This is a genomic window from Microbacterium sp. ISL-103 (assembly GCF_018613995.1).
Classification (GTDB): Bacteria; Actinomycetota; Actinomycetes; order Actinomycetales; family Microbacteriaceae; genus Microbacterium.
The window spans coordinates 1-10674 of the sequence record NZ_JAGGPD010000172.1 but is presented as its reverse complement, the minus strand read 5'-3'; the positions used below and the strand labels follow the sequence as shown (position 1 = coordinate 10674).

Annotated in this window: 14 protein-coding genes and 2 tRNA genes; 11 read left to right on the top strand and 5 right to left on the bottom strand. The window is 67.2% G+C overall.

All coding sequences use genetic code 11. The features are described from left to right. The 8 genes from J7E68_RS07195 to J7E68_RS07160 form a co-directional block, all read left to right on the top strand. The coding region (locus J7E68_RS07195) for a DNA gyrase C-terminal beta-propeller domain-containing protein (RefSeq protein ID WP_285224928.1) at positions 1–1070 on the top strand (1070 nt) is incomplete at its 5' end. Next, entirely contained in the window at positions 1067–1471 is a 405-nt protein-coding gene (locus J7E68_RS07190; protein WP_215171231.1) for a DUF3566 domain-containing protein, read from the top strand. The genes J7E68_RS07195 and J7E68_RS07190, both read left to right, overlap by 4 nt. A 137-nt stretch (positions 1472–1608) precedes the next feature. Next, positions 1609–2877, top strand: a complete 1269-nt coding sequence (locus J7E68_RS07185) for a sensor histidine kinase (protein WP_215171224.1) — start codon at positions 1609–1611, stop codon at positions 2875–2877. Continuing rightward, positions 2865–3551, top strand: a complete 687-nt coding sequence (locus J7E68_RS07180; RefSeq protein ID WP_215171222.1) for a response regulator transcription factor — start codon at positions 2865–2867, stop codon at positions 3549–3551. The genes J7E68_RS07185 and J7E68_RS07180 overlap by 13 nt, the downstream gene beginning before the upstream one ends. Further along, positions 3548–4483: a DUF4097 family beta strand repeat-containing protein gene (locus J7E68_RS07175; protein WP_215171220.1), complete on the top strand. Its 936-nt coding sequence runs from the start codon at positions 3548–3550 to the stop codon at positions 4481–4483. The genes J7E68_RS07180 and J7E68_RS07175 overlap by 4 nt, the downstream gene beginning before the upstream one ends. 84 nt (positions 4484–4567) lie before the next feature. Then, positions 4568–4641: transfer RNA gene (locus tag J7E68_RS07170), tRNA-Ile, on the top strand. Between the two features lie 26 nt (positions 4642–4667). Beyond that, positions 4668–4740: transfer RNA gene (locus J7E68_RS07165), tRNA-Ala, on the top strand. A gap of 271 nt (positions 4741–5011) precedes the next feature. After that, complete coding sequence (locus J7E68_RS07160) at positions 5012–5293, top strand: hypothetical protein (RefSeq protein WP_215171212.1); 282 nt, start codon at positions 5012–5014, stop codon at positions 5291–5293. Here J7E68_RS07160 and J7E68_RS07155 read toward each other — a convergent pair whose 3' ends face one another. The 3 genes from J7E68_RS07155 to J7E68_RS07145 form a co-directional block, all read right to left on the bottom strand. Next, positions 5294–5809: a DUF3253 domain-containing protein gene (locus J7E68_RS07155; RefSeq protein WP_215171211.1), complete on the bottom strand. Its 516-nt coding sequence runs from the start codon at positions 5807–5809 to the stop codon at positions 5294–5296. It abuts the gene before it with no gap. Between the two features lie 158 nt (positions 5810–5967). Further along, a complete protein-coding gene (locus tag J7E68_RS07150) occupies positions 5968–7083 on the bottom strand; it encodes a Xaa-Pro peptidase family protein (RefSeq protein ID WP_215171209.1) in 1116 nt (371 codons plus the stop codon). 43 nt (positions 7084–7126) lie between these two features. Further along, positions 7127–7576 (bottom strand): DUF1801 domain-containing protein, encoded by a 450-nt coding sequence (locus J7E68_RS07145; RefSeq protein ID WP_215171207.1) that lies wholly within the window; start codon positions 7574–7576, stop codon positions 7127–7129. 151 nt (positions 7577–7727) lie between these two features. On the opposite strand from J7E68_RS07145, the gene J7E68_RS07140 reads away from it, so the two are divergent. Continuing rightward, the gene (locus tag J7E68_RS07140) at positions 7728–8150 is read left to right on the top strand and encodes an NUDIX hydrolase (protein ID WP_215171205.1); all 423 of its coding nucleotides are present in this window, start codon (positions 7728–7730) and stop codon (positions 8148–8150) included. Between the two features lie 21 nt (positions 8151–8171). Here J7E68_RS07140 and J7E68_RS07135 read toward each other — a convergent pair whose 3' ends face one another. Both J7E68_RS07135 and J7E68_RS07130 read right to left on the bottom strand, forming a co-directional pair. Continuing rightward, entirely contained in the window at positions 8172–8600 is a 429-nt protein-coding gene (locus J7E68_RS07135; RefSeq protein ID WP_396652491.1) for an aminoacyl-tRNA deacylase, read from the bottom strand. An 83-nt stretch (positions 8601–8683) separates the two neighbouring features. Continuing rightward, positions 8684–9184, bottom strand: coding sequence for a DNA helicase (locus tag J7E68_RS07130; RefSeq protein WP_215171203.1), 501 nt, complete (start codon positions 9182–9184; stop codon positions 8684–8686). A gap of 145 nt (positions 9185–9329) precedes the next feature. Between J7E68_RS07130 and J7E68_RS07125 the strand changes: the two genes are divergently transcribed. Continuing rightward, a complete protein-coding gene (locus J7E68_RS07125; RefSeq protein ID WP_215171201.1) occupies positions 9330–9887 on the top strand; it encodes a peptidylprolyl isomerase in 558 nt (185 codons plus the stop codon). A gap of 21 nt (positions 9888–9908) precedes the next feature. After that, positions 9909–10674 (top strand): rhomboid family intramembrane serine protease (locus J7E68_RS07120; RefSeq protein WP_215171200.1); only part of this gene is annotated, 766 nt, incomplete at its 3' end.

The window sequence follows — 10674 nt, the reverse complement described above, 5'->3', positions numbered from 1 at the left end:
TCCGGCACGGGTTCGACGGCGACGTACCGATGGGAGACCTCATGGCCGAAGAGGCGATGGTCGTCACCATCACCCGCGCCGGGTACAGCAAGCGCACGGGCCGCGACAACTACCGGTCGCAGCACCGCGGCGGCAAGGGCATCAAGGGCGCCCAGCTGCGGGCCGACGACATCGTCGAGCACTTCTTCGTCACGACGACGCACCACTGGCTGCTGTTCTTCACCGACAAGGGGCGGGTCTACCGCTCGAAGACCTACGAGGTCCCCGAGGCCGGGCGCGACGCGAAGGGCACGCACGTCGCGAACCTGCTCGCTCTGCAGCCCGACGAGAACATCGCACAGGTGCTCGACATCCGCGACTATGCGGTCGCCGACTACCTGGTGCTGGCCACTCACGACGGTCTCGTGAAGAAGACGCGTCTCGACGCCTACGACACGAACCGTCAGGGCGGCGTCATCGCGATCCGTCTGAACGACGAGGACGAGCTCGTCTCGGCGCTCATGGTGAACGCCGAGGACGACATCCTGCTCATCAGCCGCCGGGGCATGTCGGTGCGATTCAGCGCGACCGATGAGGCGCTGCGCCCGATGGGACGCGCGACGGCGGGTGTGAAGGGCATGAAGTTCCGCGAGGGCGACAGCCTGCTGTCGGCATCCGTCGCGGCACCCGGTCAGTTCGTCTTCGTGGTCACCGACGGCGGCTACGCCAAGCGCACCGCGATCGAGGAATACCGCGTCCAGGGACGCGGCGGATTCGGCATCAAGGTCGCCAAGTTGAACGACGATCGAGGCACTCTCGCGGGCGGTCTGATGGTCGCATCCGACGACGAGGTCTTGGTGGTTCTGTCCAGCGGCAAGGTGGTACGCTCTGCCGTGGCCGAGGTGCCCGCAAAGGGCCGCGACACCATGGGAGTGGTGTTCGCACGGACGACGGAAGCCGACCGGATCCTCGCCATCGCCCGCAATGGTGAGCGGGGCCTCACCGAGGAAGACGAATCGGATGAGGCGGAGGTGGATTCCGAGACCACCGCCCCCGAGACGACCGAGAACCCTGAGGAAGCAGACGCATGAGCACAGTAGCCGACAAGCTGGCGAAGAAGTCCACGCGCAAGACCAGTGGCAAGCAGGTGCGCCTGCGCCTCGTCTACGTCGACTTCTGGTCGGCCGTGAAGCTCTCGTTCCTCGGCGCGGTCGCGCTCGCGATCGTGACCATGGTCTCGTTCTTCCTGATCTACCTCGTGCTGCAGGCGACCGGGATCCTCTCCCAGGCCGACGCGTTCATCGGGCAGATCACCGATGACTCCGTGATCATCTCCGAGGTCGCCGGCCTTCCGCAGGTGATGGCGTTCGCCGCCGTCGTGTCGATCCTCAACCTGATCGTCTTCACGGTGCTCGGCGCGGTCGTCGCCGGCATCTACAACGTCGCCGTCAAGGTGACGGGCGGGCTGCTCGTCGGATTCATGTCGAACTGACCGACCGGTTTCGGAAGAGGGGCGGATGCGAAATGCATCCGCCCCTCTTCTGCGTTCGTGAGGAGTAGGGAAAACCGGAAGCCGGGTGTCTGGCTGGCTCGGTGTCGGCGCGATCGGCTCCGCCGTACCTTGGAACCATGACCACTCAGACAGCCACGCCACCACAGGCGACGGGCCCGAAGCCACCGCTTCGGCTCTTCCTCTCGATCCTGCATCTGGCAGGCATCGGGGTCATCGGCGGCTTCATCTTCGCGACTCTCTCGGGACTTCTCGGCACAGGCCTCGGCCTGCTCTTCGCCGCCGGCATCGGGGTCGTCCTGCTCGTCGGGCTCGTCTACGCGCTGTTCGGCGTCGGCTGGTTCGAGGTCGCCCGCGTGAGCGCTCTCTACAAGACGCCGATCGCGCCGCTCCGGTGGCGTCCGCGTGATCGACCCGGCTTCGTCGGCTGGCTGCGCGCGCTCGGCCACCAGGCGATCGACGGCCGCATGTGGCGCGCTCTCGCGAACTTCGCGATCACCGCAGTGCTCGGCTGGGTCGTGCTGCGTCTGGCCTACGGCCTGGTGTGGTCGATCGTGATCTCGTTCGCCCCTCTCACCGGCACGGATGCCGTGATGGGGCCGTTCGGCGGAGGCGGAATCGACACCGCGTGGGCGCCGGTCATCGGCATCCTCGGGATCGCCGCCTGCCTCGCCGGCATGATCGGTCTCGCTCTTCTGCACCGTGTGCTCTCGCTGTCGATCGTGATCCGCAGTCGCGAGACCGAGCTGACCGAGCGCGTTCGCACCAGCACCGCTCAGCGCGAGGGTGCGGTGCGCGCCGCCGACGTCGAGCGCACCCGCATCGAACGCGATCTGCACGACGGGGTCCAGCCCCGTCTGGTCTCGGTCGGGATGACCCTGGGCCTTGCGCAGCAGAAGATCGACAATGACCCGGATGCCGCCAAAGAGCTGATCGCCGAGGCACACACCTCGACGAAGGCCGCGATCACCGAGCTGCGACAGTTGGCCAGAGGCATCCATGCCTCGGTGCTCGACGATCGCGGTCTCGATGCCGCACTGTCGGCTCTGGCCGGGCGCTCGCACATCCCCGTGAGTCTCGATGTGCGCATGGACGGCCGGTGCAGCCGCGAGGCCGAGGCCGCCGTGTACTTCTCGATCGCCGAGTCGCTCACCAACGCCGCCAAGCACTCCCGCGCCAGCGAGGCCAGAGTCACCGTGCGACTGCGTGACGGCGGAGTGCTGTGGGCCCGGGTCGAAGACAACGGCATGGGAGGCGCGCAGGTGCAGCCCGGCGGCGGTCTCGATGGCATCGCCAACCGCATCCTCGCGGCCGGCGGCACCTTCCGCCTCGAGAGCCCCGTGGGCGGACCTACCAGCCTGGAGGTGAACGTGCCATGCGCATCCTGATCTGCGAAGACTCCGTACTGCTGCGCGAAGGACTCGTGCGACTGCTCGAAGACGCCGGCCACAGTGTGGTCGCGGCGCTGCCCGACACGCAGGGTCTGGCCGAAGCCGTGGCCGAGACCGATCCCGAACTCTGCATCCTCGACGTGCGACTTCCTCCGACCTTCACCGATGAGGGGATCCGCGCGGCTCTCGGGCTGCGCGACACCCACCCGGCACTTCCGCTGCTCGTGCTCTCGCAGTACGTCGAGGAGCGGTATGCCTCAGACCTCATCGCCGCCCAGGGAGGGCCCCTGGGCTACCTGCTAAAGGATCGGGTCGCCGACGTGTCGGAGTTCCTCGCCTCGGTGCAGCGGATCTCCGAGGGCGCGACGGTGCTCGACCCCGAGGTCGTCGCGCAGCTGCTCACCCGACGCAATCGGGACGACCGGATGCAGCGCCTGACCGAACGCGAGCGCACCGTGCTCGCCCTGATCGCCGAGGGCAAGTCGAATCAGGCCATCGCCGGGCTGCTCTTCCTCTCGGAGGCCAGTGTCGAGAAGCACATCACCGCGATCTTCCAGAAGCTGGGCTTCGAGCAGGGCGAATCGGGCAACCGTCGCGTGCTGGCCGCCCTCGCACACATCGAGAACACGGGCGGCGCGACGCCGACCGGACAGACAGGAGTGGGACGATGACCACGAACGACGACCACCAGGGCGGGCACACCCCGTTCACTCCCCCACCGGCGTCGGAACCCGAGGGCCAGGGCGCTGCAGAGGCGCAGGCACCGGTCGACGACCGGCCCGCTGACGCGGGACGCTCGTCGGGCAAGACCGCGGTCATGATCGTGACTGCGGTCGTGGGTGGCTTCGCGCTTCTGGGTACGGGAGGATCAGCGGCGTTCGCCGCCACCGGCACCCTGCTCGCGTCGTCGACCGAGGGCAGTGATTCGGTGCAGACCGAGGATGCCTCGGGGCTCGAGGGGATCGACCTCGACGTGGATGCCGGCAACATGCGCATCGAGTTCGGCGACGTCGAGGAGGCTGAGCTCGCTGTCACGAACTCCCGAGGTCCGGCGTGGACGCTGGAGCGCGACGGCGATGAACTGGTGGTCCGGAGCCCCGAGTTCCGCTTCGGGTGGTGGTTCGGCGGCTGGTTCGGTGACGACCAATCCGCCGTGCTGACGCTTCCCGAGGATCTGCGTGACGCGGCACTGGACGCCGAACTCACCCTCGATGCCGGCAGCCTCGACGTGGTCGGCGACTTCGGTGCCCTCGACGTCACCGTCAACGCGGGTGCGCTCGATGTCGAGGGGTCGGCGAGCAGTCTGACAATCGACATGAGTGCCGGGCGTGCAGACGCCACTCTCGACGGCGTCGACGACGCAGATCTCACTGTCGCGGCCGGAGACCTCAACGTCGAGCTGACGGGCCGTGCGCCCTCACAGACCACGATCGACGTGAGCGCGGGATCCGTCGACCTCACGGTTCCGGACGAGTCGTACTCGATCGTCCAGGACGTCAGTGCCGGGTCGCTGGATGCGAAGGTCGACCAGTCCTCCGACACGAGGAACGCGATCGACGTCTCTCTCTCGGCAGGCAGCGTGACGATCCGACCGGGTCGGTGATCGCGGTCGAGGGCGGGGATCCGTGGGGTCCCCGCCCTCGATTGGGTATTTGCGAGAATCTCCGGTAAAGTTTCGGAGGTTGACGGGCCCATAGCTCAGGCGGTTAGAGCGCTTCACTGATAATGAAGAGGTCCCAGGTTCAAGTCCTGGTGGGCCCACTCCTCAACTAAACAAATTCCCTCACGGGGCCTTAGCTCAGTTGGTAGAGCGCCTGCTTTGCAAGCAGGATGTCAGGAGTTCGAATCTCCTAGGCTCCACACTGTGTTGAGACAGTTCGAGAAGGCCCCGCCTCGTGCGGGGCCTTCTCGTTTCTCCCCTCCGACATCCTGATCGCTGAGACGACCGCCTTCGACCAGGTCCTGCCGGATTCCTCCACAGGTGTTAACAACCCTGTTAACAACTCGCGCAGGGCATGCATCCGTCGGTCCGCAAGGGCTGATCAGCCTCGGTGTCGCGAGGCCCTCTCAGGAGTCCGCCCACTTTTCAACCCCCCTTCACACATCTTTTGTGAACGCGTAGCGTGCACGCATGAGCGACGGGGAGACGATGATCCAGACCGAGATAGTCTTCGATGGCTCCCGGTTCCTGCTCGCGCAGGACCAGGATGTCGAGGGCATCCGACGACGCATCGAGGATGCGACGAAGACCGGAGGAACATTCGTCGACATGGTCGTGGTCGGCAACAAGGCGATCAGCGTGCTCATCACGCCGACCACCCAGGTGACGATCAGCGTCTCGAACGTGGCGTACGACCCTCGTGACACCGGCGATGTCGACTTCCCCTACAGCGGGTACTACGACGCGCTCTGATCAGAGCTTCGGGCCGCGGATGATCCGCACCGGTCCCCTCGCCTTACGGATGCTCACCGGCTCGCCCTTCTGAGTGACCACGATCTCGTCGCGGTCGGCGAGTTCTGCTGCCACGCGCCGGACCTCGGGCATCAGAGGACGCCAGGTGTCACCACCCACCGTGCGGGCGACGTCGCTCGGGCAGATCGACGACTCCGCCCGTTTCCGGGTGAGCGCACGCAGCGTCGCCGCGATCCGCTCGTCGAAGGCCTCGCCGCCGTGCTCCTCCCACCATGGTGCCCCGCGCTCACCGAGGGCCGTCTTCGCATCCTGCACTCGGCGCCGAGCGTCGGCATCCTGAGCCTTCACGGCTCTGCGCGCGGCCATCAGCTCGTCGACGAGTTCCTGGCGGAACGCTTCGGGGATCGTCGGGTCGGTCGCACGCCACTTGCGCCCCTCGATCACGACGTGATGGCCGTCGGCCGTCTTCTGCGGGCCGGCGGCGCCATCGGTGCGGTCGCCCTCTGCGGATGCCATGCGTCGAGTCTGGGGCAGCCCTCACAGCTGACAAAGGGGCTTGACCGCTGCGCGAAGAGGCGTCGGTCGGGCGGAGAACCACCGGGGGGGAGGACAGATCGCGCGAGATCCTCCTCCGTCGGGGAGATCTCCTCCCACGCGTTGGGGAGTGAAGGCTGTCAGACAGAGCGCAGCTCGTGAGGCGCCACATTGAGACGTTCGCACCCGTCGGCCGTCACCACGACGATGTCTTCGATACGGGCGCCCCATTCTCCCGCGAAGTAGATGCCCGGTTCGATGCTGAAGGCCATGCCCTCACGCAGTACCAGGTCGTTGCCGGGAGCGATGTAGGGCTCTTCGTGCACCGAGACGCCGATGCCGTGGCCCGTGCGGTGCAGGAAGGCCTCGCCGAGGCCGGCGTCTGCCAGCACACGTCGAGCGGCAGCGTCGACATCTTCCGCTGTGACGCCGGGACGCACGGCGTCGACGGCGGCCTGCTGCGCGAGCACGAGCACGGCGATGCGTTCGGCGGCCAGATCGGCGGGAGTGCCGACGACGTAGGTGCGGGTGCTGTCGGAGTTGTATCCGCTGGGCACGGCGCCGCCGATGTCGACGACCACGACGTCGCCGTCATCGATGACACGGTCCGAGACCTCGTGGTGCGGATCGGCGCCGTTGGGGCCCGAGCCGACGATCACGAACTCGACGGTGCGATGGCCTTCGGCGACGATGGCCTCGGCGATGTCAGCCGCCACCTCGCGCTCGCTGCGCCCGGCGCGCAGCCACTCGGGCACGCGCCGGTGCACGGCGTCGATCGCGGCACCCGCTCGGCGAAGCTCAGCGACCTCGTCGGCATCCTTGATCATGCGGCTCTCGCGAAGCACCGGTGTCGCGAGTTCGACGCGCACGTCGAGTCGATCGGCGAGAGGGATGACGTGCAGCGCCGGCAGCGCGTCGGAGACTCCGATGCGGGCGGCCGAACCCATGGCGTGGGCGACGAGGTCGTAGGCGTTCTCGCCGTCGACCCAGTCCGAGACGGCGAGGCCGAGTTGACCCACGGCGGTGGACCTGACCTTCGCCAGCTCCATTCGCGGCACGACGACCGTGGGAGCCAGACCAGGGCCGAGAACCAGTGCCGTCAGTCTCTCGATCGTGTCGCCTTCGACGCCGACCAGATACTGCAGATCGGGTCCCGGGCCCACCACGATCCCGTCGAGGCCGGCGTCGGCGGCGAGAGCCGCCGCACGCTCGAGTCGGGCGGAGTAGACGGATGCGGGGAACGGCAGTGTGCTCACGGCATCCACGCTACTGCGCATGCCCCGCCGCAGGAACGTCGACTCAGCTCACAGCGAGACGGATGCGCTCGGTGAGCAGCGTGCGGTTCGCGGCCGAGAGATCGAGCAGGGCGTAGGCGGTCGGCCACATGGTGCCGTCGTCGAGGTTCGAGATCGGCTCGAAGCCGAAGGTCCCGTAGCGCACCTTGAACTTGCTCGCCGGCTGGAAGAAGCAGAGCACCTTTCCGTCCTTGCCCCATGCCGGCATGCCGTAATAGGTGCGCGGTATCAGCTCGGGGGCGACCTCGGTGACGAGTTCGTGCAGGGCCTTCGAGAGTTCACGATCCTTCTCGTCAGGAAGCTTCGCCACCGCTGCCTCGAGGTCGGCGACACCCTCGGCGCGCACTTCCTCAGGCGTCTTCTTCGCCCGCGAGCGGGACTTGCGCTTGTCGGCGGCAGCCTCCTTCATGGCCTCGCGTTCTTCGGCACTGAAGTTCTTCTCTGTGTCAGCCATGGCCGACTCCTTTCGGGGGGGATCTGCGGTCAACCTCACACTACGGATGCGGCATCCTGCTGTGCTTCTTGATTCGTGATCGATTCGTCGTGCTCTGCCGTCGCCCGACACATGAGCGATGAGGCAGAGCCGGTGCCGTTATGGTGAATCCATGGACATGCGTGTCGCGGCATACGCAGTCGTCACCGATGACGACGGGCGCATACTTCTCGCGCGTTGGATCGAGGGGCGCCGCGTCGCGTGGACCATGCCCGGAGGCGGCCTCGAGGCGGGCGAGGCGCCGGAAGACGCGGTGCGTCGGGAGCTGCGAGAGGAGACCGGCTACTCGGTCAAGGTCGGTGAGCTGCTCGGCATTCACTCGCGCGTGATCCCTGCCAGCCAGCGGGTGAACAAGTCCGACGAGCCACTGCACACCCTGCGCATCGTCTATCGGGCCTCGGTCAGCGGCGGCCGGCTGCGCTTCGAGACCGACGGATCGACGGACATGGCGGAGTGGTTCACCCTCGACGCCGTGAAAGAGCTGCAGAGGGTGAAGCTGGTCGACATCGCGCTGCGCATGGCGGGCATCCTCTGAGGGAACCGACGCCGCTGCCGCTCAGTCTCGCGGTTCTTCGGGCACCGAGATGTCGGCGACGGTCGCGCCGTACGCGGCGATGAGATCGTCGGCCTCGACGAAGAGGCTGTAGCCGTGCGCCCCGGCGCCCATCGCGATCCGCTGGCCGACGATCGACTCGTCGGCGAACACCGGCCAGTCGGTGGTGCTGCCGATCGGCACGATGGTTCCGCGCTCGTACCCGGTGGCGGCGAGGGCCAGCTCGGGCTCGGGAAGACGCAGCTTGTTGACACCGACCACCGCTCGGAGCTTCGGCCAGGAGATCGACCGACCGCCGGGGACGAGCGCGAAGAGGTAGGTGTCATCGGAACGCTTGACGACGAGCGTCTTCACGATTCCGGAGGGAAGGATGCCGAGCAGCTCGGCGGCCTCGAAGAGACTGCGTGCGGCCGGCCGCTCGAGGATCTCGATGTCGAGGCCGCGCGACGCCGCGGCATCCTTCACCCGAGCATGGAGATCCCCCGGCTCAGCGGCCGGGGGCTCCGTGGTCGAGGTCACGCGTTGGGAGCAGACAGCGGGTCGTCGGCGACCCAGAGCTCGTCGTCGGCGCGCAGTGCCTGCCATGCGGCGTAGAGCACGCCCACAGCTGCGGCGGCACCGAGGATGATGGCGATGACCGAGCCGACGCCGGGGCCCTTGGGCTCGGGCTTGGTGGCCTTGCGCACCTTCTTCACTACGCCTTCGCGCTTGGCATTGGCGACGTCCCACGCGGTGAGCGCGGTGCCGACGACTCCGCCGACGATCGGGACGACCTTGTCATCCACCACGTGGTGTCCGAAGCGGACGCTGCGGTCGACGACCGGGGCGAGGCGACGGTTGTAGGTGTCCTGTACGACAGGACCCACCTGCTCGCGACCGAAGTGGCCGAGCTGGCGGCCGGCTTCGCGCGCCACGTCGGCGGCGTGCCCGACGAGTACCTGCTGGTTCTCCCAGAGCTGGTTGGCGTCGGCCTGAAGACGACGCAGTTCCTTCTTCCGCTTGCGGCTGATGCTCACGATGCTCTCCTGTCGATTGGAGTACGGATTCCCCATCTTGCCACGCGACCCTGGATGGGGGGAGGGAATCGCCGAACCCTTGCGTCGGAGCGACAACAGCGCTAGGCGAGGGCCAACTCATGGGAAGCTCTGCGAGAATGGACGTATGGCTCACGCTTCTCATGTCGCAACACTGCACACCAACCACGGTGACATCGTCATCAACCTCTTCGGCGACCACGCTCCGAAGACGGTCAAGAACTTCGTCGGTCTGGCCGACGGCACCCAGGAGTGGACGCACCCCGCCACCGGCAAGCCGGGCGAGGGCGCTCTCTACAAGGATGTCGTCTTCCACCGCATCATCCCGAACTTCATGATCCAGGGCGGCGACCCGCTCGGACAGGGCGTCGGCGGCCCCGGCTACAACTTCGACGACGAGATCAACATGGAGCTCAACTTCAACGAGCCCTACATCCTCGCCATGGCGAACGCGGGTCTGCGTCGCAACGCCATCACGGGCAAGCCCGAGGGCACCAACGGCTCGCAGTTCTTCATCACGACCGACCCCACCCCCTGGCTCCAGGGCAAGCACACGATCTTCGGTGAGGTCGCCGATGACGCCTCCAAGGCCGTCGTCGACGCTATCGCCGCCGTGCCGACGGCTGCGGGCGACCGCCCGATCGAGCCCGTCGTGCTGCAGTCGATCGACATCGTCGCGGCCTGACGTCGACGCTGGCCGATCCGGATGACGACGCCTGAGTTCGCGGACAACCGCGACAACTTCTGCTACCGGCATCCGGATCGGCAGAGCTTCGTGCTCTGCCAGCGGTGCCTGCGCACCATCTGCCCCGAATGCCAGACGCAGGCGGCCGTCGGGGTGATCTGCCCCGAGTGCATGGCGGCAGAGCGCAAGAACCGCACTCCCGCCCAGAAGCGCGCCGAACGACGGTGGGGCGGCCGCAACACGGCGACGGCCACCGTGCGCAGCGGCAAGCCGATCGTCACGTACGTGCTGCTCGCTGTCACGTCGTTCATCGGCCTCGTGCAGATGATCCCCGGAATCGGGGACGTCCTGACGGATGCCCTCCGGTTCAACGCGCTGTACCTGTACCCGAACCTGACCGTGTTCCCCTTCGAACCGTGGCGACTGCTCACCGCTGTCTTCGCCCACGGGGGATTCATCCATCTCGCGTTGAACATGCTCGCGTTGTGGCTGCTCGGGCAGAGTCTCGAGCCGATGCTCGGCCGAGTCCGCTTCCTCTCGCTGTATCTGATCAGCGGTCTCGGCGGCTCCTTCGCCTTCGCCGTCATCGCGCCGGGCACGTTCACCGTCGGCGCCTCGGGCGCGATCTTCGGACTGATGGCCGCCTTGCTGATCATCGGTCGGCACATCGGCGCGAACGTCACCGGACTCCTGGTGATCCTCGGGATCAACTTCGTCTTCGGCTTCATCATCGGCGGCATCGCCTGGCAGGCGCATCTCGGTGGCGCGATCGTCGGCGCACTCGTCG

What these genes read in the sequence shown, in the direction of transcription:
- J7E68_RS07190 (WP_215171231.1), top strand. Translation starts at nt 1,067, where the DNA reads ATGAGCACAGTAGCCGACAAGCTGGCGAAGAAGTCCACGCGCAAGACC.
- J7E68_RS07185 (WP_215171224.1), top strand. Translation starts at nt 1,609, where the DNA reads ATGACCACTCAGACAGCCACGCCACCACAGGCGACGGGCCCGAAGCCA.
- J7E68_RS07180 (WP_215171222.1), top strand. Translation starts at nt 2,865, where the DNA reads ATGCGCATCCTGATCTGCGAAGACTCCGTACTGCTGCGCGAAGGACTC.
- J7E68_RS07175 (WP_215171220.1), top strand. Translation starts at nt 3,548, where the DNA reads ATGACCACGAACGACGACCACCAGGGCGGGCACACCCCGTTCACTCCC.
- J7E68_RS07160 (WP_215171212.1), top strand. Translation starts at nt 5,012, where the DNA reads ATGAGCGACGGGGAGACGATGATCCAGACCGAGATAGTCTTCGATGGC.
- J7E68_RS07155 (WP_215171211.1), bottom strand. Translation starts at nt 5,809, where the DNA reads ATGGCATCCGCAGAGGGCGACCGCACCGATGGCGCCGCCGGCCCGCAG.
- J7E68_RS07145 (WP_215171207.1), bottom strand. Translation starts at nt 7,576, where the DNA reads ATGGCTGACACAGAGAAGAACTTCAGTGCCGAAGAACGCGAGGCCATG.
- J7E68_RS07140 (WP_215171205.1), top strand. Translation starts at nt 7,728, where the DNA reads ATGGACATGCGTGTCGCGGCATACGCAGTCGTCACCGATGACGACGGG.
- J7E68_RS07125 (WP_215171201.1), top strand. Translation starts at nt 9,330, where the DNA reads ATGGCTCACGCTTCTCATGTCGCAACACTGCACACCAACCACGGTGAC.